At 71.7% G+C, this 19,415-nt stretch carries 19 protein-coding genes, 2 tRNA genes and 1 pseudogene; 10 read left to right on the top strand and 12 right to left on the bottom strand.

Annotation, left to right across the window (positions count from 1 at the left end):
• Positions 1-91: 91 nt before the first annotated feature.
• From ACF1B9_RS09990 to ACF1B9_RS10035, 10 genes are all read right to left on the bottom strand, one after another.
• Positions 92-283, bottom strand: coding sequence for a hypothetical protein (locus ACF1B9_RS09990; protein WP_391741158.1), 192 nt, complete (start codon positions 281-283; stop codon positions 92-94).
• Complete coding sequence (locus ACF1B9_RS09995; RefSeq protein WP_391741157.1) at positions 280-975, bottom strand: hypothetical protein; 696 nt, start codon at positions 973-975, stop codon at positions 280-282. The genes ACF1B9_RS09990 and ACF1B9_RS09995 overlap by 4 nt, the downstream gene beginning before the upstream one ends.
• Before the next feature lie 5 nt (positions 976-980).
• Positions 981-1,805 (bottom strand): helix-turn-helix domain-containing protein, encoded by an 825-nt coding sequence (locus tag ACF1B9_RS10000; protein ID WP_391741156.1) that lies wholly within the window; start codon positions 1,803-1,805, stop codon positions 981-983.
• Positions 1,806-2,240: 435 nt separating this feature from the next.
• Positions 2,241-2,930, bottom strand: coding sequence for a hypothetical protein (locus tag ACF1B9_RS10005; protein WP_391741155.1), 690 nt, complete (start codon positions 2,928-2,930; stop codon positions 2,241-2,243).
• The gene (locus ACF1B9_RS10010; protein ID WP_391741154.1) at positions 2,927-3,583 is read right to left on the bottom strand and encodes a hypothetical protein; all 657 of its coding nucleotides are present in this window, start codon (positions 3,581-3,583) and stop codon (positions 2,927-2,929) included. The genes ACF1B9_RS10005 and ACF1B9_RS10010 overlap by 4 nt, the downstream gene beginning before the upstream one ends.
• The gene (locus ACF1B9_RS10015; protein ID WP_391741153.1) at positions 3,580-4,767 is read right to left on the bottom strand and encodes a Rad52/Rad22 family DNA repair protein; all 1,188 of its coding nucleotides are present in this window, start codon (positions 4,765-4,767) and stop codon (positions 3,580-3,582) included. Before ACF1B9_RS10015 ends, ACF1B9_RS10010 begins: the two co-directional genes overlap by 4 nt.
• On the bottom strand, positions 4,764-4,997 hold the full coding sequence (locus ACF1B9_RS10020; protein WP_391741152.1) for a hypothetical protein: 234 nt from the start codon (positions 4,995-4,997) through the stop codon (positions 4,764-4,766). The genes ACF1B9_RS10015 and ACF1B9_RS10020 overlap by 4 nt, the downstream gene beginning before the upstream one ends.
• Positions 4,994-5,464, bottom strand: coding sequence for a hypothetical protein (locus ACF1B9_RS10025; protein WP_391741151.1), 471 nt, complete (start codon positions 5,462-5,464; stop codon positions 4,994-4,996). The genes ACF1B9_RS10020 and ACF1B9_RS10025 overlap by 4 nt, the downstream gene beginning before the upstream one ends.
• 74 nt (positions 5,465-5,538) lie before the next feature.
• Entirely contained in the window at positions 5,539-5,766 is a 228-nt protein-coding gene (locus ACF1B9_RS10030; protein ID WP_391741149.1) for a hypothetical protein, read from the bottom strand.
• A complete protein-coding gene (locus tag ACF1B9_RS10035) occupies positions 5,763-5,975 on the bottom strand; it encodes a helix-turn-helix domain-containing protein (protein ID WP_391741148.1) in 213 nt (70 codons plus the stop codon). Before ACF1B9_RS10035 ends, ACF1B9_RS10030 begins: the two co-directional genes overlap by 4 nt.
• A 343-nt stretch (positions 5,976-6,318) precedes the next feature.
• Between ACF1B9_RS10035 and ACF1B9_RS10040 the strand changes: the two genes are divergently transcribed.
• The 4 genes from ACF1B9_RS10040 (at position 6,319) to ACF1B9_RS10055 (ending at position 10,686) form a co-directional block, all read left to right on the top strand.
• Positions 6,319-6,735: a helix-turn-helix domain-containing protein gene (locus ACF1B9_RS10040; RefSeq protein ID WP_391741147.1), complete on the top strand. Its 417-nt coding sequence runs from the start codon at positions 6,319-6,321 to the stop codon at positions 6,733-6,735.
• Positions 6,736-6,762: 27 nt separating this feature from the next.
• Complete coding sequence (locus ACF1B9_RS10045; RefSeq protein ID WP_391741146.1) at positions 6,763-7,146, top strand: hypothetical protein; 384 nt, start codon at positions 6,763-6,765, stop codon at positions 7,144-7,146.
• 67 nt (positions 7,147-7,213) lie between these two features.
• Positions 7,214-8,959 (top strand): recombinase family protein, encoded by a 1,746-nt coding sequence (locus tag ACF1B9_RS10050; protein ID WP_391741145.1) that lies wholly within the window; start codon positions 7,214-7,216, stop codon positions 8,957-8,959.
• Positions 8,960-9,039: 80 nt separating this feature from the next.
• Positions 9,040-10,686: a long-chain fatty acid--CoA ligase gene (locus ACF1B9_RS10055; RefSeq protein ID WP_391741144.1), complete on the top strand. Its 1,647-nt coding sequence runs from the start codon at positions 9,040-9,042 to the stop codon at positions 10,684-10,686.
• Between the two features lie 79 nt (positions 10,687-10,765).
• On the opposite strand, the gene ACF1B9_RS10060 is transcribed toward ACF1B9_RS10055, so the two are convergent.
• Both ACF1B9_RS10060 and ACF1B9_RS10065 read right to left on the bottom strand, forming a co-directional pair.
• A complete protein-coding gene (locus ACF1B9_RS10060) occupies positions 10,766-14,866 on the bottom strand; it encodes a PAS domain-containing protein (RefSeq protein WP_391741143.1) in 4,101 nt (1,366 codons plus the stop codon).
• A 214-nt stretch (positions 14,867-15,080) separates the two neighbouring features.
• On the bottom strand, positions 15,081-15,539 hold the full coding sequence (locus ACF1B9_RS10065; protein ID WP_391741142.1) for an SSI family serine proteinase inhibitor: 459 nt from the start codon (positions 15,537-15,539) through the stop codon (positions 15,081-15,083).
• Positions 15,540-15,774: 235 nt separating this feature from the next.
• On the opposite strand from ACF1B9_RS10065, the gene ACF1B9_RS10070 reads away from it, so the two are divergent.
• The 6 genes and pseudogenes from ACF1B9_RS10070 to ACF1B9_RS10095 all read left to right on the top strand — a co-directional run.
• A tRNA-Ser gene (locus ACF1B9_RS10070) sits at positions 15,775-15,865 on the top strand.
• Between the two features lie 249 nt (positions 15,866-16,114).
• Positions 16,115-16,187 (top strand) — tRNA-Arg (locus tag ACF1B9_RS10075).
• Positions 16,188-16,265: 78 nt separating this feature from the next.
• Complete coding sequence (locus tag ACF1B9_RS10080; RefSeq protein WP_391741140.1) at positions 16,266-17,147, top strand: DUF2797 domain-containing protein; 882 nt, start codon at positions 16,266-16,268, stop codon at positions 17,145-17,147.
• A gap of 34 nt (positions 17,148-17,181) precedes the next feature.
• Positions 17,182-18,060: an amidohydrolase family protein gene (locus ACF1B9_RS10085; protein WP_391741139.1), complete on the top strand. Its 879-nt coding sequence runs from the start codon at positions 17,182-17,184 to the stop codon at positions 18,058-18,060.
• A gap of 165 nt (positions 18,061-18,225) precedes the next feature.
• The gene (locus ACF1B9_RS10090; RefSeq protein ID WP_391741137.1) at positions 18,226-18,963 is read left to right on the top strand and encodes a response regulator transcription factor; all 738 of its coding nucleotides are present in this window, start codon (positions 18,226-18,228) and stop codon (positions 18,961-18,963) included.
• Between the two features lie 28 nt (positions 18,964-18,991).
• Positions 18,992-19,174, top strand: a pseudogene (locus tag ACF1B9_RS10095) (two-component sensor histidine kinase); the annotation flags it as partial.
• Between the last annotated feature and the right edge of the window lie 241 nt (positions 19,175-19,415).

Here is a 19,415-nt window from a genome sequence, read left to right on the forward strand (position 1 = left end):
CTTTCGAGCGTGAAACGAAAAGCGGTAAAACGAATCGTACGTGAAATCTATCGGGCATGGGTCGCCCTGTCCTCCCGGTTGGGAGGGGGGTCTATCGGATTCCGCGGCGGCCGACGACGTGCCGGCATGTGCGACGGCCGCGACTGTCTCGGCTGGTCGGGGCCTGCCTCATGAGCCGCTCGTACAGGTCGAGTTCGTCGTCGGCCTGGTCGTCCTCGACGGCCTGGTGCTCGATGTGCTCGGCCCGTTCGGGCGGCCCGTCCGGGCGGCTGCTGCTGCTCATGCGGCGGACTCCTGACGGTGCAGTGCGGCGGCGGCGAGGTCGAGGCGGGAGGGGTGCGGCTGTGCGCGGCGGGCGTTGCCCCGGGCGCCCCCGTCGAGGCCCATACGGCGGTTACGGCACGGCTCGCCGGCGGGGGCCTGGCACCACTCGCACCGAACGCTCAACGGGTCGGGGCGTCCCTCGACGGCCGCGGCTTCCCGTGCGGCCCGGGTCGGCCGGAAATGGGCGAGGTCGGCGCGCACGGTCGGGGGGATGCACGATCCGATCGCGCGCAGGCGGGCCTCGACTGCCGGGTCGACCGTGGCACCGCTCGTGATGGCGCGCTGCTCGTTTGCGGGACGCTGCCCCTGTAGGACGGCGTGTCGGGTGCCGAGCAGCTCGGCCCGCCATGACTCGACGTCGTCGGGGTCGGCGGCCGGCACGGGGTCGGTGTGCCGGGCGAGGCGGTCGGCGCTGTGCTTGGTCCACTGGCGGGCGACGTCCACGGGCAGGATCGGGTACGGCGAGGCGACGACGTGCGACCGGATCGCGGTCCGGGCGTCCCACCCGTATTCGGTGGCGAGGGGCACGTCGCCGAGCAGCTCCTGCCACTGGTCGACCTGGTCGCGCAGCTCGCCCGGGTCGGTGCGCATCGTGCGGGGGTCGAGGCGGCCCATGTAGGCGAGCAGGCCGGCTATTTCGCGGCGGTCCATGGGTGTTACTCCGTTCCGGTCGGGGCGTCGTCGAGCAGGGCGAGCAGGGCGGCGGTGTGCGCGTCGGCGCGGGTCATGCCGGGCGCAGGGGCGGGGGCGGCGGGGGATCCGCCGGGCAGGGCGTAGAGGTTCGGGCGGCCCGGGGCGGGGGTGCGCTCCCGGGTGATCCACGAACGCCAGTCAGCAGCCCACCCGGCGGCGGCGCGGGGCGCGGCCGTGGCCCGGTACGCGCGCCACTTCTCGTCGGCGGCGCGTAGTCCGTCCTCGCCGAGTCGGTCGAGGTGGCCCTGCTGCTGCGCCCATGCGAGGGCGTCGTCGTCGACCTGCCACTCGGCGGCGGGGGTGAGAGCAGCAGCTCTCTTACCGTTCACCTTCGGTTCTCTTCTGTTCTGGGGGTCGGATTCCGGCCCTGCGCCGGGTCGGATTCCGGTCCCCCCGGGGGTCGGATTCCGGTCCCCCGGGTCGGATTCCGGTCCCCCCTTGGACGGGTCGGCCGGGTCGGATTCCGGTCCCCCGGGGGTCGCATTCCGGTCCCCCTCGGCGAGCTGCTCGGCGAGGAATCGAGCGGCGGCCGGCAGGTGGTAGTACGTCTCTCCGCGCGGTCCCTTGCGGCCGGGGAGCAGCAGCAGCTCGTCGCCGGCGAGCAGCTTGTCGAGGGCGTCGCGTACGGCCGTCCTCGACGCGTTGGCGCGCTTCATGAGCGCGGGGACGGACGCGTACGCCATGCAACGCCGGTCGACGCACCGGTCGGCGATAAGGGCGAGAACCATGCGGGCGGTGCCCTTGCTGCTGCTGTGGTCCCACACCCATTCGCGGGCGTCGTAACTCATCGGGCGGTGTCTCCTAAGTCGAGGTCGAGGGCGAGCTGCTCGACCTTCGGGGGGCGGCAGTCGTACGGGGGGAGCGCGCCGGCGCGGTGCGGGTGGTGTCCGCGGGGCGGCCGGCGTTCGAGGGCGCACTCGACGACTTCGCGCGGCGTCATGCGGCGGCCGTTCGGCCGGGTGATGGCGAGGGGGTGCGGGGTCGGGTCGAGCAGGTCGCCCCCCGGCGTGCGGATCACGGGGACGCCGCACGCCGGGCAGGGGATCGTCGGGGGTGTCAGGGTGGGCCGTCCTCGCCAGCCGGCCGCGGCGCCGGCGTGCCGGGCTCGGGCTTCCCGGCGAGGGCCGCGGGCGTGTGCAGGGGGCACCGGTACCCGGGGAGGTACCGGCGGGCCCCGGGGATCCGGCAGTACCGGGAACGGGCGCCGATCCAGTGCGCGCACTTCATGCGGCGCTCACCTGCTCGACCAGGGCGAGGGCGTCGACCTGCCCGGGGCCGGCCGCGGCCTGCTCGGTCCTCGGGTTCCGCCGGCGACGCTTCCGCGGGACGGCCGGCACGGTTTCGGGGTACGGCCGGTCGTCGCCTCCGATACCGAGCTGCACGGCCGGGGGCGGGAGCAGCAGGGGCCACTCGACGCGGGCGAGGGCCTGCCGGTTCTTCGCCGGCACGGGGGCGAGGGGCTCGTCGAGCCAGTCGTGCCCCATGGCAAGCAGCGCGTACGCGTCGGCCTGGTTGTCGTCGCGCAGGGCGACCCCGTACCGCGGGCCGACGGCCTCGACAACGGCCTGTTTTCCGGCGCGGCCGTTACCGGTCGCGTACTTCGCCCGGGCGGTCGGGGTGACGACGGCGACGGGGATGTCGCGGGCGGCGAGGCGGTCGACGACCAGCCACCACAAGCCGGCCCGGTCCCACGTTCCCGCACCCTTCGAGCCGTAGCTCGGGCCCTCGACGACTGCAAGGTCGCACGGGCCGACGGTGTCGAGGATCCGGCCGGCGAGGCGGTCGAGCCGTGCGCGACGCATCGCGTACGTGTCGGTCCGGTTGCCCTTGCTGCCGAGGGTCTGCGCCCAACCGGCGCCCGCGATGCCGGCACCGGTCAGGGACAGGTCGAGTCCGCGAACAATGCGGCTCACGCTGCGGCCTCGCTCTCGTCGGCCGGCGCCGCGGCGGGCGGCGGGGCGAGGGCAGGCAGAACGATCGGGGCGAGGATGCCGGCCCGCCACGCTTCGGCGACCAGGTCGCGGCCGGCACGCTTCACCTTGCTTGCCCGGGTGAAGTTCACTGAGTGCGTGCGCGCACGGCTGGGCTTGATCTCGACGCCGGGCACGTCGAAAACTTCGCCGGTCCCCTCGTCGTGCACCTGCGCGATACCTGCGGCCGTCATCTGTTCGAGCAGCAGGGATACGAACCGCGGCTGCACGCCCTTGACCAGCCGCGCCGGCACGGGCCGAACCAACTTGGTTATGGCCTCGCTCGGGAACGTCTTGTGCGCCCACTCGACGAACGCCTGCTCGTCGGTGATCTTCGCCGCCGCTTCGCCCCCACTCAGCCGGACGTCGCCCACCTTGGTCCCATCCGGCAGGGACGCGTCGAACTTCGTTCCGCCGGTCGTGCGCTGCTGCTCGTCGAGCATGGCCTGCACGTCCGTACGGGCGTCCTTGTACGCCTTGTCGACCTGGTCGAGCAGGGCTTTTAGAACGGCCTCCCTGGTCGTGGCGGCCTTGATCTGCGCCGCGGTGTACTTCGGCGCCTCGACGGCCTGCTCGGCGCTCTCCTCGGCGCTCACGCGGCGGCCCCCTCGGCGGCGGCGCGCAGGTCGGCGGTAAGGCCGGCGAGCTGCGCGACCGTGCAGTCGGCGGCCTTGCAACCGGCCTCGGCCGTGGCGATGTCGTCGAGGTGCGACGGTTCGAGGGCGAGGGCCTTACCGGCGGCGAGCAGCTCGGCGAGGGCGACGGCGTGCTGCTGCCGTGCGGCGTCCGCTTCCGGGTCCGCGCCCGTCGGGACGGTCGTGGGGCGCGCCGGGGCGGCCTTCTTCGCGGCCGGCTTGCGCGGCGCCTTCTGCTGCGCCGGGGCCTGCTGCTGCGCGGCCTGCTCCTTCTGCTGCGCGACGGCGTCGAGCTTGGCGAGGTAGTCCTGCGGGGCGCCCTCGGCAACGGCCGCGGCGCGCACCTGGTCGAACCGCTCGCGCGACTCGGCGGCCTGCGCGTCGGCGAGGTAGTCGCGCGACGGCCCACCCTGCGCGGCCGGCTGCTGGTCCGGCACGGCCCGGGGCCGCTGCTGCTGCGGGGGCGCCTGCTGCTCCTGCGGCGGCGGGGTCTCCCACGGCCCGCCCTCGGCCCGCGTGCTGCGCTGCACCTGCTGCTCGACCGCGGCCTGCTGCTCGACGGCGGGCGCCGGCTCGGGCTTCACGGGGGCGTCGTCCGGGACGGCCGGGGCCTCGACGCTCTCGGCCGTCTTCGGCGCGGTGTGCGCGGCCGACCACAGACCGACGGCCGCGCGGGATCCGTCGTTGTAGAGCGACAGGCCGAACTGATCACCCAAGTTGACGGCGCAACGCTTCAACGCCTGCGACAGGGCCGTTTTCATGGCCTGGTCGTGCGCGTCACCGAGGGACTTCTGATTGATCCCGTCGCCCATGGCGGCGTCGTCCCACGTGCTGATCACGCGGCCGTCGAGGGTCTTCACGGCGAGGCGCACCTGCGCCCGGTAGACAACGGTCCACCGGCCGGGGTTGATCTCGACCTGTGACACGCAGGCGAGTTCGAGCGTCTCGTCGGACCACCCGCAGAAACCGAAAACGCGGTTGAGCCACCGGCGGACGTCCCACGCTTCGAGGTGCGACTGCCCGCGCAGGTTCTGCACGCGGCTCGGGTTGATCGGGGCAAGCAGGGTCTTGACCTGCTCGACGGCGAGGTCGGCAGGGCCGGCGAGGTCGGCCGGGGCGTTGCGGTGAAGGGGAATGACGGTCACGCGGGAACTCCGTTCGTGCTGGGCAGGTCGAGGGCGTCGAGCAGGTCCTCGCGGGCGCGGTCGAGGCCGGCGGCGGCCGACTCGCGCCCGTAGTCGGTGGCGGCGGGGTAGTGCCGCATGTGGTCGGCGTGCGCCCGGGCGGCTGCGAGGTCGAGCAGCAGGTGCTCGACCGTGGCCGGCTCGTCGGCGTACGCCTCGGCGAGGGCGTCGAGGACGGTCTCGGCGGTCACTCGGCGGCGCCCGGGGTGGTGAGGGACAGGCGGCCGGTCCGCACGTCGTAGCGGTACTCCTCGCTCTGCCACTGCGCGCGGGGGTAGGCGCGGCGCAGGACGTCGTACGCGGCGCGGTGCGTCTCGGCGTCGACGGCGAGCGGCAGGCGCAGGACGTCGGCGAGGTGGACGCGCACGGCGATGCGGGCGCCGCGCGGTCCGGCGTCGGTGTAGACCGGCGTGGTCTGCACGGTGTCGACGGCCCCGGCGACGGCGCGCAGGTTGCGGGCGACCATGACGGCGCGGACGGCCTCGGCGGCGGAGTAGCGGCGGGCGTTCATCGGGGTACCTCCGAGGGCGATTCGTGCGGCGGAGTCGGCGAGGGCGGACAGGCGGGCGGCGACGGGCAACGTCCGCAGGCGTGACCAGAGTTCGGACCAGTCGGCGGCGCGTGGGGCCTGCTGTCGGTAGGGGCGGGTACGGTTCATGACGGGACCTCTCGTGTTCGGTACGGGGGTCTCACTCGCCGCCCCGGTCGCACCCGGGGCGGTTTTTTCGTTGGTCAGGCGGCGCGGGCGGCCGGGGCCGGCGGCGTGGTGGCCTGCTCGGCGCGGGCCTGACGGTGCAGGCGGCGCAGGGTCAGTTCGATTTCGTCGGGCGTGCGGTCGCTGCCGATGGCGGCCCGCTCGGCGGCGGCCCGGATGGACAGGGCGTCGCGGCGCGCGCGGGCCTGGTCAAGGACTCGGCGAGCGTTGGCGAGGGCCTGCGGGCGCGGAGTGATCGTGTTCATGCGGCGGCGTCCTCTCGTATCAGGGCGGCGGTGGTGAGTCCGTACGTCCGCTCGATGGCAGCGAGGCCGGCCGGGCTCGGTGCGTTGCGGCCGGTCGCCCACCGGTAGACGGCGAGGTACGGCATGTCCATGCGCCTCGCCATGTCGGCGTACGAGTGGTCGCCCTTGGCCTGCGCGGCGGCGACCAGGGCGTCGGGGGCGTAAGGCATAGCTGATTCCTTTCACGAAACGACCGTGTTCGGTTCGTGTCGTGCAAGAAACATAGCACTTTCGTTTCACGCGTGAAATCGGTAGAGCGTGCAACCTTCCGGGTCGGACGTGAGTCGTCAAACCGGGTCATGTCCGCACCTACGTGGGGACTTGTGGTGTCACACCGTGCCGATACGGTTACGGACGTGACAGGGCGGGAAGGACCGCCCTATGCTCGGCTCGAAGGTTTGTTCGATGCCGAACGGGCTCGATGTGCTGCGCGCAGGTGCGAGGGGGAGGGGTGGACTATGCCAAAACCCGACACCTATCGTGCGGATCTTTCACGCGCGATATCTTTCATGCATGACACAAGACGCGCCGCAGCAGCACACGCCCGAAACATTCGCCGCATGGCTCCGCGAAACGATGCTCCGCCGGGGCTACCCGGAGCGAGGCGGACAGAAGAAGTTCGCCCAAGATGCGGGCATCAGTGCCCCGACGGTCTCGCGACTTCTGCGCGCTGATGGGCTCCCGGACACCCGGACCCTTGAACGGCTCGCCGAAGTGTTGCGGGTACCCCTTCCCGAAATCCTCGTACGCGCCGGCGTGGTCAAAGAGGACGACCTCGCCAAGCTTCGACCTATCAACCCGAACCCGATCTCGCCGAGACAGGCCGCGGCTGAACTCGGCATCACAAGTCCCGAAGGTATCGAGGCGTTCGAACGGATGGTGAGCGGTCTACGCGCCATTGAGACGAACGACCGCCGCGCAAGCGGATAAGCGCCACAAGAAAGGCACCGCGCTCAGATGATCACCCGTGAGCAGATCGCAGTCGCAGTCTCCACCGTCGCATTCCTCGGCGGCCTCGCCCTGGTCGTCACCGGCGCCGTGACGGGGGAGCATCCCCGACTCGCGGACATCGGTGCAGGGGTGACCCTCGGCAGCCTGCCCTTTGTGATCCTCGCCAGAGTGCGGAAGCAGCAGCACATCACCCGGGAAACGGCGGAGTCGCTTCGCCGGGAGGGGTACCGGCTTGGACTCGAACACGCGGGGCGCGGCCTGCTCAACCCCCCGCCGATCACTGACGACGGAGAGGGCGCCCCCACGGACCACGTCGCCACCGTTCACCACCTGTACGCCACGCGGTCGAACCTCGCCGCGACGGACGAAAGGCGGAAGCGGGCCCGCTGAGCGCCACCTGCGGGGGGTGGCGCAACCGGCACCCCGTAGCGAACAACCAAGGGAGGGAAGCACGTTGATGCGTGCACCAGTCCTCGAACGCGAGGACCAGGCCGACGCCGACCAGGACGGGAACGACCTGTCGCTGTGGCACGTCGACATTCCCGACGACCTGTCCGGCCTCGAACCGTACATCGGGTATATCCGGGTCTCGACCTGGAAAGAGGAGAAAATCTCTCCCCAGATCCAGAAGGCAGCCATCGAAGATTGGGCCCGCCGTACCCGGCGGCGCATCACTCGATGGGTCGTAGACCTCGACAAAACCGGGCGCAACTTCAAGCGCAAGGTTATGAAGGCCATTCAGGGCGTCGAGCAGCGCGAAGCCAACGGCATAGCCGTTTGGAAGTACAGCCGATTCGGACGCAACCGCGACGGAATTGCCGTCAATCTCAAGCGGGTTGAGACCGTCGGCGGACAGCTCGAATCCGCTACCGAGCAGATCGACGCGCGCACCGCACTGGGCAAGCTACAGCGCGGAATCCTGTTCGAGTTCGCGGCGTACGAGAGCGACCGGGCCGGCGAACAGTGGAAGGAGACACACCAACTACGGCGCGAGGCCAAGCTGCCCGCCACAGGCCGGGCACGCTTCGGGTACATCTGGCACCCGCGCCGGGTCCTGCTCCCCAATGGAAGCTGGACCACGCAAAAGGAGTGGTACGAGGTCGACCCCGAAGTCGGCCCCGTCGTCGCCGAGCTGTACCGCCGGTACGTCGCCGGCGACGGATTCCCCCAACTCTGTGCATGGTTGAGCGGGCAGGGTTACCGCACCACTCGCGGGACCGTATGGCGCACGGAGACACTCAGGCGGTACATGGACAGCGGCTTTGCTGCTGGCCTGCTCCGGTTCCATGACCCCAAATGCAACTGCAACGACCGACTGACGAACGGAGGCTGCAAAAACCACTATCTGACTGACGGGGCGCATGAGGAATGCATCAGCCTCGACCTGTGGCAGCAGTACCAGGACCGGCGCCAGCAGATCAAGGCAACCGCGATCAGGTCCCGACAGGCCACGTACACCCTCACCGGTACGACCCGCTGCGGTCTCTGCCGGGGTGGAACGTCAATCAACCCCCTGCACACCACCCGCAACGGCCAGCGTGTCAGCGTCAAGGGCCACTCTTACCGCTGCAACACGCGGACACAGTCAGGCGGTGTTCTGTGCTCAGGCATGTTCATTCAGCGGGCGAAGGTAGAGAAGGAGGTATTCAAGTTCATCGTTAAGCACTCCACCGACATCGACCGTGTGCCCCCGACCGAGCAGGAACAGCTCGACGTCGAGGCAGAGCGCGCTCGATGCGCCGCGCAGCGTGTGCGACTGGAAGCTGAACACACGCAGATCGAGGCGGGCCTGAAGCGGCTTGCCGTCGACAACGCGATGACGCCGGAAAAGTACCCCGAGGGCGTGTACGAAGCGGCCCGGGACGAGATGATCAAGAAGCGCGACAAGGTGACGGCGGCCCTGGCCAAGATCGCCCCCGTGGAGGACGCCGGCCCCACCGTCGAGGCGTTCCGGCCCGTCATGGTCGGACTGGTCGAGGAGTGGGACACGGTACTCACAGTCGAGCGCAACGCGATCATTCGCCAATTGGTCCGCCGCGTGGTGCTCACCAGCCACGGGGAGGGCGCCGACAACGTCACGGTAGAGATTCACCCCGTGTGGGAGCCCGACCCTTGGGCGCCCGAGGACGCAGGGGACGAAGACGACGACGACGTGTTCGGCACGCTGGACCGTGGTTCGCCGAAATTGGTCGACGTCAGGTAGTGACATACCGCCGGGTATGCAAGCAGAATCACCGGGAAATTACCCTCGCGTAACGGCGCGCTGAATGGGGGAGGCCCCCGGTGTACAGCACGATGCAAGACGTACCGCTGCTGATCTCACGGATTCTGACCCACGGGTCAACGATCCACGGGCGGTCTACCGTGACCACCTGGACCGGCGACGGCGAGCCACACCGCCGAACCTTCGCCGAGATAGGCGCCCGAGCTGCACAACTCGCTCACGCCCTGCGTGACCTCGGAGTACAAGAGGGACATGCAACAGGGACATTGATGTGGAACAACGCCGAGCACGTCGAGGCGTATCTCGCGATCCCCTCGATGGGCGCGGTGTTGCACACGCTCAACCTCAGGCTCCCCGCCGAGCAGCTGATCTGGATCGTCAAGCACGCCGACGACAAGGCCGTCATCGTCAACGGCTCCCTGCTGCCGCTCCTCGCGCCCGTCCTTCCCCATCTGACGTCGATCGAGCACGTGATCGTCACCGGGCCGGGCGACCGTTCGGTCCTGGACGGCGCGGCGGCGCGGGTGCACGAGTACGAGGAGCTGCTCGCCGGCCGCCCGACCGGTTACGACTGGCCCGAGCTGGACGAACGCCGGGCCGCCGCCATGTGCTACACCTCCGGCACCACCGGTGACCCCAAGGGCGTCGTCTACTCGCACCGTTCCGTCTACCTGCACTCCATGCAGGTCAACATGTCCGAGTCGATGGGTCTGACCGACAAGGACACCACGCTGGTGGTCGTCCCCCAGTTCCATGTGAACGCCTGGGGGCTGCCGCACGCGACGTTCATGTCCGGCGTCAACATGCTCATGCCCGACCGGTTCCTGCAGCCCTCCCCGCTCGCCGACATGATCGAGCGCGAGAGGCCGACCCACGCCGCCGCCGTCCCCACCATCTGGCAGGGGCTGCTCGCCGAGGTCACCGCCAACCCGCGCGACCTCACGTCCATGGCCCGCGTCACCATCGGCGGCGCCGCCTGTCCGCCCTCCCTCATGGAGGCGTACGACAAGCTCGGTGTCCGCCTCTGCCACGCCTGGGGCATGACGGAGACCTCTCCGCTCGGCACCATGGCCAACCCGCCCGCCGGGCTCACCGAGGAGCAGGAGTGGCCCTACCGCGTCACCCAGGGCCGCTTCCCGGCCGGTGTCGAGGCGCGTCTGGTCGGCCCCGGCGGCGAGCATCTGCCGTGGGACAACGAGTCGGCCGGTGAGCTGGAGGTACGCGGTCCCTGGATCGCCGGGGCCTACTACGGGGGAGCGGACGGCGAGGCGCTGCGCCCCGAGGACAAGTTCAGCGAGGACGGCTGGCTGAAGACCGGCGACGTGGGTGTGATCAGTGAGGACGGCTTCCTCACCCTCACCGACCGGGCCAAGGACGTGATCAAGTCCGGCGGCGAATGGATCTCCAGCGTCGAGCTGGAGAACGCCCTCATGGCGCACCCGGACGTGGCCGAGGCGGCGGTCGTCGCCGTCCCGGACGAGAAGTGGGGCGAGCGCCCGCTCGCCACCGTCGTGCTCAAGGACGGCACCGCCGCGGACTACGAGGCGCTGAAGGGCTTCCTCGCCGAGTCGGGCATCGCCAAGTGGCAGCTGCCGGAGCGCTGGACGATCATTCCGGCGGTGCCGAAGACGAGCGTCGGCAAGTTCGACAAGAAGGTCATCCGCAAGCAGTACGCGGAGGGCGAGCTGGACGTCACCCGGCTCTGACCCACCCCGGCCGGGACACGAAGAGGGCGGTACGGGACTTCCCCGTACCGCCCTCTTCGTACTCGCGGCCGTCCGCCGGTCAGTTCGTGCCGATCTTCGCGAGCAGATCGACGATGCGCGACTGCACCTCGTCGCTCGTGGAGCGCTCGGCCAGGAAGAGGACGGACTCGCCCGAGCTGAGCTTCGGCAGCTCCGACCCGGTCATGTCGGCGGCGGTGTAGACGACCAGCGGCGTCCGGTTCAACTGCCCGTTGGCGCGCAGCCAGTCGACGATCCCGGCCCGCCGGCGGCGCACCTGCATCAGGTCCATCACCACCAGATTGGGCCGCATCCGGGTGGCGAGCGTCACCGCCTCGTTGTCGGTGCCCGCCCTGGCCACCTGCATGCCGCGGCGTTCCAGAGTCTCCGTCAGCGCCAGCGCGATCTCCTCGTGTTCCTCGATCAACAGCACCCGGGGCGGATGCTGTTCGCTGTCGCGCGGGGCGAGCGCCTTGAGGAGCACGGCCGGGTCGGCACCGTACGCGGCCTCCCGCGACGCCTGCCCCAGACCGGCCGTCACCAGCACCGGGACCTCGGCCGCCACCGCCGCCTGACGCAGCGACTGCAGCGCCTTGCGGGTGATGGGACCGGTGAGCGGGTCGACGAAGAGCGCGGCGGGGAACGCCGCTATCTGGGCGTCGACCTCCTCGCGCGAGTGCACGATCACCGGCCGGTAGCCCCGGTCGCTCAGCGCCTGCTGGGTGGAGACGTCGGGGGCGGGCCAGACGAGCAGTCGCCGCGGATTGTCCAGCGGCTCCGGGGGCAGCTCGTCGTCGACCGGCTGCGGCGAGGGACGGTTGGCGACCTCGACCGCGCCACCCGGACCGTCCAGCGGCTCCGGCCCCTCGGCACCCTCGTCGGGTGCCCCTATGGCGTACGAGCGTCCTTCGGCCTCCGGAGCGGAGAGCAGCTGCCCCGGCCCCGGGGCGGAGCCGGCCGGTGCGCCCGGCGCGGGGCCCGGCGCGGGCGGGACGGGCTGGGACGGCGCGGGCTGCGGCAGTGCCGCCTGCGGGGCGCGCTCGCTCTCCGGCGGGGCGGCGAGCTTGCGGCGCCGCCCGGCGCCGTTGCCGAGCGTCTGGTTCTGCTGGTGGGCGATGTGCTGCGCGAACGGCACACCCTGCCCGAGCGTCCGGACGCTGAACGCGCGTCCCTGCGTCGAGTCCGACGAACCCCCGGGCAGCGGCGCCTCCGCGGGGAGCGGCTGCCTGCGCGCGTCAGGTCCGGGCTCGTCGTTCCGCGGGCGGCTCTCCGCCACGCCGGTGCCTCCGGCGGAGTCGGAGGTGCCCGTGACGGCGGTGCCGGTGGTGTGGGTGGTCCGGCCGGCCGCGGACCGGTCCGGACCGTCGCCGTCCCGGCCGCCGGGCAGATCGACGCCCTGCTCACCGGGGTGCCCGCCGGGCCGTTCGTCGGCCTGTCCGGGCTGCTGCGGCTGCTGTGCGCGCGGTGCGGCCTGCTGCTCCACGGGCTGCCCGACGGCCTGTCCGGGCTGCTGGGACCCGTCGGCATGACGCGCCCGGCGCCGCCCGGTCGGTACGGGGTGTGCCTGGGACGGTGTGTGGTCGTCGTCCGGCACGATGCCCACGGCGTCGTGGCGTCCGGGCAGCGAGGCGTCCGCGTCGGCGGCCGTGGACGGGGTCCGGTCGGCCTCCGCGGGCGGGAGGGCGAACGCGGTACGGGGCCCGGCCTGCTCGGCCTGAGCGGACCGCTCCTGCGCGGCCGCCAGCGCCCGCCGCGCCCGCCTTCCGCTCGGCTGCGGCACCGGAGCCGGGCCGTCACCGGCCGGCGAGAGGCCCTCGGGAGCGGGTGTCGCAGCGGACGGGGAAACGGGAGCGGGTGTCGCAGCGGACGGGGAAACGGGAGCGGTAGGGGAACCGGAAGTCGGCAGGGCCAGCTGGTTCTCGCCGCCCTGACGCGCCCGGTGCCCACCCGCCGGCACCGGCGACGGCGCCTCGGCCGACACGCCCTGGGGCGGCACGGCCTGCCCACGCTGCGGACGGCCACCACCTCCCTGCGCGCCCTCCGCCGCGGTCACCACCGCACCCTCGGACGGCACCGAGGCCGAAGGGAGCGCCAACGCCTGTCCCGGCCCCTGCTGCTCGACGGCGCCCTCCCCCGGCCGCTGCCCCTGTTCGGGCGACTGGGACAGCTGAGCCGGAAGGGCGTGCCGGTCACCGGTCTCGGCCGGGCTCGGCCGCCCCCGCCTGCGCCCCGACCCTTCGCTCTGCTGGGCGGGAACGATGTCGTTCGCGCTCTGCGTCCTGCGCGTCTCCTGCGAATCCTGCGCCGAGGGTTCACGACGCGCCCGTCGCCGCCCCGTCGGCTCGGCCGCCCCGGTGTCACCTTCCCCGGAGGCGCCGGCCGCTGCTCCGGAACCACCCACGGGGCTCTCCAGGAACGCGTCCGTGGACGCCCGCCGCGCGCGTCGCCGCCCCCCGCCGGGCGCGCCCTGACCGGCCATCGGTTCCGGCTCGGGTGCGGGCTCCGGCTCGGGCGCCGGTGGCATCACCGTGCCCGAACCCGCGCCCAACGGCACTTCGAGGACGTATGCGCTGCCGCTCATCCCCGGCACCTCGTGCGTCTGGAGCACACCGCCGTGCGCCCGGACGATCCCGCGCACGATCGGCTCGTGCACCGGGTCTCCCCCGGCGAACGGACCACGCACCTCGATCCGTACGACCTCACCGCGCTGCGCCGCCGCGACGACGACCGTCGAGTCGACGTAGCCACCGCCCGGCACCACGCGGGCCTTGCCGGTCGAGTCGACGCCGGCGACGTCCGCGACCAGATGGGCGAGCGCGGTCACCAGCCGGGGCGCGTCCACCTCCGCCTCGATCGGCGGCGCGTGCACCGCGAACTGGGCACGTCCGGGACCGATCAGCTCGACGGCCGCGTCGATTCCGGCCGTCACGACCGAGTCGAGCAGCACGTTCGTCTTGACCAGCTCCTCCGCACCGGCGTCCAGGCGCTGGTAGCCGAGCACATTGTCGACGAGCGTGGTCATCCGGGCGTAGCCCGCGGCCAGGTGGTGCAGGATCTGGTTGGCCTCCGGCCACAGCTGGCCGGCCGGGTCGGCGGCGAGCGTGGAGAGTTCGCCGCGCAGCTCCTCCAGCGGCCCGCGCAGTGACTCGCCGAGCACGGCGGTGAGCTGGGTGTGCCGGGCCGTCAGCGCCGCCAGCCGTTCGGCCTGCTCCTCCAGTTCGGCCGAGTACCGCTCGGCCCGGTCGGCCAGCTCCGTGCCGTGCCGTTCCGTCAGACTGGCGATCTCGTCGGCGTGGCTCGCGGTCAGCCCGGCGACCTCGGCCCCGTGCTGCTCGCGAAGCTCCTCGTAGGGCCTGCGGTCGGTGAACGTCATGACCGCGCCGACCAGCTGGTCCCCGTCCCGGACCGGCGCGGTGGTCAGGTCGACGGGCACCTGCGCACCGCTCTTGGACCACAGGACCTGACCGCGCACCCGGTGCTTGCGGCCGGACCGGAGGGTGTCGGCGAGCGGCGACTCCTCGTACGGGAACGGCTCGCCCTCCGCCCGCGAGTGCAGGATCAGCGGATGCAGCTCCTGGCCGCCCAGGTCGCTGGCGCGGAAGCCGAGGATCTGCGCGGCGGCGGGGTTGACCAGGACGACCCGGCCGTCCGTGTCCGTACCGACGACGCCCTCGGCCGCGGCCCGCAGGATCATCTCGGTCTGCCGCTGCGAACGGGCCAGTTCGGCCTCCGTGTCGACGGTGCCCGACAGGTCCCGCACGACGAGCATCAGCAGCTCGTCCCCCGTGTAACTGCCGCCGTAGCCGCTCTGGAAGTCGTTGTACGCGGCCTGACCGTCCTCCAGGCTGGCGCTGGTGACCTCGACCGGGTACTCGTTGCCGTCGGTCCGCCGTGCGGTCATCCGTGTCGGCTTCGTACGGCCGCGGTCGTCGGCGGAATCGGGCCTGCGCATCGACCCGGGGATCAGCTTGGAGTCGAACTCCGGGAGCAGGTCGAGGAGCCCGCGTCCGACGAGCGCCGTGCCTGGCGTCTCGAACATCTCCAGGGCGATGGTGTTGGCGTTGACGACCGTGCCGTTGCAGTTGACGAGCAGCAGCCCGTCGGGGAGTGCATCGAGTATGGCTGCGAGGCGAGCAGTGCCTCGGGATGGCCTGCTGCTCACGACGACGCTTCCTCCCTGGTTACCGCACCTTGCCGACAGCGGGCCCCATCTTGCCCCTCGGGCCGCAGGCTGTCACGGAAGGAGTCTAAAGGCAGGGAAGGGACGGGGGACGGCGGATGCGGGGGAGCTCTCACCAAGGTTCTGTGCATACGGTGTACGACTCCAGCCCGTCACGTGCCGTTCGGGATCACCGGGGAAGGGATGCGGCCCCCGCTCATCGGACGTTGGGGAGCACCGGCCGCAGACCGTTCCAGCGCCCGATCGCACAGCCGTTGGTCCGGTCGAAGACCGTGTCGATGTCCCTTCCCTGCCAGCTCCCGGTGATCCGGGCGGTCGCGGGCCCACCGGACTGCAGGGTGCACATCGCGTCCCCGGGGACCGGGGCGAACGGGTCCGCACCCTCGCCCGCCAGCTCGTCCAGCCGGTCGCAGGCCTGCCGCGCAGCCGGGTGACTGCCGCCCGCGGGCCCGCACTCCAGCTCGAAGACCCCCTCGGAAGCGCGGTCCCCCGTGTTCGAGACCGTCACCGTCAGCCGGGTGCGGCCGTCGTCCCCGTGCAGCAGCGGCACCGGCAGCGGCAGAGGAAGAGGGGTGGCGGACGCGGTCGCGGCCGGCGCGGCGGCGGACAGCGCGGCAAGGGAGACGACGGCGGTGAGGGCGAGGCGGCGCAGCATGCGGGCTCCTGTGCTCGTGCACTTCGACGGGAGGGACGGGACAGCCGGTGGAACGAAGGAATGGCGGAGGACGGCGCCTCCGTCATCACTAACGCTCCGAACGCCACGGCGTTGCGCAACCGCGGGTGCTTTGCCCTCGCGCCCGCCTGCCTAGTACCGTAGGTCGCGATTGGTGGCACGACACTCAACTGTGTCATCATCTGCACGCACCACTCGCGCTCGCGCGGGGTGTGCTGGAGGCGTCGCCTAGTCCGGTCTATGGCGCCGCACTGCTAATGCGGTTTGGGTCTTAAAGCCCATCGAGGGTTCAAATCCCTCCGCCTCCGCTTTCCCACCGAAGCCCCGTGCCACCGGCACGGGGCTTCGGCCGTATCCGGACCCGATCGGTCCGGATACGGCCCCGGGATGACGCGCGGCCCGTTCGGGCGCTCGGTCCGGCCCTCGCCCGCGATGGGTTCTGACACGTCGTTTTCGCAGGTCAGAGGTGGTGTGGCTAAAGGATTTCGCGCTACGGCGCAGGTCATGTAATGTTGTTCCCGCAACGCCGACCAGGCAGAAAAGCCCGGAACGCACAAGCACTCGTAGCTTAACGGATAGAGCATCTGACTACGGATCAGAAGGTTGCAGGTTCGAATCCTGCCGAGTGCACAGCAGCAAGAGGCCCCCGGAAGAATCCGGGGGCCTCTTGGCATTCCTCCGACCGAATCGGAATCCGGGAGTTCACACATGGGCTGGCAGTGCACCGGGCTTCGGTGGCCGGACGCGCGGGGGCTGCCCGTGCTCGGGTGGCGGCGGAGCGGGGCAGTACGGGTGAGCGCGCCGGCCTATGGGACGGAGCTCGGGTTCCGGGCCGTGGGGCGGCGGGGCTGTGTCGGGGCGCGGGGGAACGCGTGTCCGGTGGGGGCCGTGGTGCCGGGGCGGAGCACCGGGGCCCGGTGCCCGGAGTGTGCGCGGCTGGACCGGGCGCACTCGGTGGCCGCCGACACGATCGCGGACGACCCCCGGACGTACCGCGTGTATCTCGCCTGGTTCGGGCCGGGGATGGTGAAGGTCGGGATCACCGCGGAGGAGCGGGAGGCGGCGCGGCTGCGGGAGCAGGGGGCCGTGGTGTTCAGCTGGCTGGGGCGGGGGCCGTTGATGGCGGCGCGGCGGACCGAGGAGCTGCTGCGGTCGGCGCTCGGGGTGCCGGACCGGATTCCGTACGCCGGGAAGCGGGCCGTGCGCGCGGTGCTGCCGGGGGCGGCGGAGCGGCGTGCCGAGGTGGCGGAGCTCTACGGGCGGGCCGTGGCGTTGGAGGGAGCCGGGTGGCCGGAGTCGCTGGAGCGGTTGCCGTTCGAGGCGGTCGATCATGCCGGGGTCTTCGGGCTGGAGGGTGCGGTCGAGGTGGCGTGGGCGGTCACCGAGTTGGTGGACGGTGGTGTGGTCGGGGGACGGCTGGTGGCGGCGGCCGGGCCCGATCTGCATCTGGAGACGGTGACGCACGGGGCCGTGGTGCTGGACACCCGGCTGATGACCGGGTGGGAGCTGGCGGGCGCCGATGCGGGGGCCGGGGTGGATGTGCCGGTGGCCGACATCGGGGGCGGTGGAGTGCAGGGCGGGCTGTTCTGAGATCGTCGGGGGCGGACGGTGAAAGGGGTGCGGAGTGAGTGGTGACACCGACGACGTCGCGCGGTTCCGGGAACGGCTGGGGCTGCCCGGGATCATCGACGTCCATACGCACTTCATGCCGGAGAGGGTGCTGCGCAAGGTCTGGGCGTACTTCGACTCCGCCGGGCCGCTGACCGGGATGCAATGGCCGATCGAGTACCGGCACGACGAGGACGAACGCCTCGCGCTGCTGCGGTCGTTCGGCGTGCTCCGGTTCACCTCGATGCTCTACCCGCACAAGGCCGGGATGGCGGCCTGGCTGAACGGCTGGGCGGCCGACTTCGCACGCCGGGTGCCGGACTGTCTGCACACCGCGACCTTCTTCCCCGAGGACGGCGTGGAGCGGTATGTGCGCGAGGCCGTGGAGGCCGGGGCGCGGGTCTTCAAGTCGCACGTGCAGGTCGGCGCTTACGACCCCAACGACCCGCTGCTGGACCCGGTGTGGGGGCTGCTCGCGGAGGCCGGGATCCCGGTGGTGACGCACTGCGGCTCCGGGCCCGCGCCCGGCAAGCACACGGGGCCCGAACCCGTCGGCCGGCTGCTCGCGCGGCATCCGCGGCTGAGACTGGTCGTGGCGCACATGGGGATGCCGGAGTACGCGGAGTTCCTGGCGCTGGCGGAGACGTACCGGGAGGTGCGGCTCGACACGACGATGGCGTTCACGGACTTCACGGAGGACCACGCCCCGTTCCCCGTGGCCGAACGGGGACAACTTGCCGCGCTCGGGGACCGGATCCTGCTGGGGACGGACTTCCCGAACATCCCGTATCCGTACGCGCATCAACTGCACGCGCTGGAACGGCTGGAGCTGGGGGACGACTGGCTGCGCGCGGTCTGTCACGGGAACGCGAGCGCGTTGTTCGCCGTGGACTGACCGCTCGCGAAGGGCCGCTTGCGAAGGTGCTCGTGAAGGGGCTCGTGAAGGGGCACTTGTGAAGAGGCCGGTCCCGAAAGGGGCGCTCCTGACGGGCCGCCTTTTCTCAGGGAATTCACAGAATCGGGAAAGGGCCCTCTCAGAGGCGCCTCACAGGGTTGAGGCATGACGACGACCTCGCCCCTGGGGCGTACCGAACTGCTGAGGACGGACCGCAGTCCCGTCCGTGTGCTGGTGGTGGACGACGAGGCTCCGCTCGCCGAGCTGCTCTCCATGGCCCTGCGTTACGAGGGCTGGGAGGTGCGCAGCGCCGGGGACGGTGCCGGTGCCGTCCGGATGGCCCGGGACTTCCGGCCCGATGTGGTGATCCTCGACGTGATGCTGCCCGACACGGACGGGTTCGCCGTACTCGGCAGACTGCGGCGGGAGCTGTCCGAGGTCCCGGTGCTCTTCCTGACCGCGCGCGACGCGGTGGAGGACCGGATCGCCGGTCTCACCGCGGGCGGCGACGACTACGTCACCAAGCCGTTCAGCCTGGAGGAGGTCGTGGCGCGGCTGCGCGGTCTGATCCGGCGCTCCGGTACGGCGGCCCTGCGCAGCGAGTCGACGCTCGTCGTCGGCGATCTGGTCCTCGACGAGGACAGCCACGAGGTGAGCCGGGGCGGGACGTCCATCCACGTCACCGCGACCGAGTTCGAGCTGCTGCGCTTCCTGATGCGCAATCCGCGGCGGGTGCTGAGCAAGGCCCAGATCCTCGACCGGGTGTGGAACTACGACTTCGGCGGGCAGGCGAACGTCGTCGAGCTGTACATCTCGTACCTGCGCAAGAAGATCGACGCGGGACGGTCGCCGATGATCCACACCCGGCGCGGGGCGGGGTACCTCATCAAGCCCGGTGAGTAGCCCGGTGCACAGCCCCGTGCGCAGGCGCGTGGGGCGGCGGCGGGGGCCGTGGACGCTGCGGACCCGGCTCGTCGTCTCGGCGGTGACGCTGATCGCCGTGGTGGCCGCGGTCATCGGCTCGGTCACCACCGTCGCCTACCGCAGCTACGTGTACGGCAAGCTCGACGACCAGTTGAACGCCATCGCCATGCGGGCCGGGAAACCGCCCGGTGGCGGGGCGGGACTGATGCCGGGCGGTGCGCCCAAGAGCGACGACCCGCTGGCCCGGTCGGGGTGAGCCTTGTCGCGTCGCCGGCCGGGCCGACGGCGTACACCCTCTCCACGCTGAACACCGGGCATCAGGGATCGATCGTCACGGCCGGTCCGTCCGGAGCCAGTTCCATGGGCGGCCTCGGAGGCGGCGGCCGGGGCCGCCCCGGGGGCATGGGTGACAAAACGGCCGACGGAATGCG

The organism is Streptomyces sp. NPDC014727 (assembly GCF_043083485.1).
In the GTDB taxonomy this organism is placed as follows: domain Bacteria; phylum Actinomycetota; class Actinomycetes; order Streptomycetales; family Streptomycetaceae; genus Streptomyces.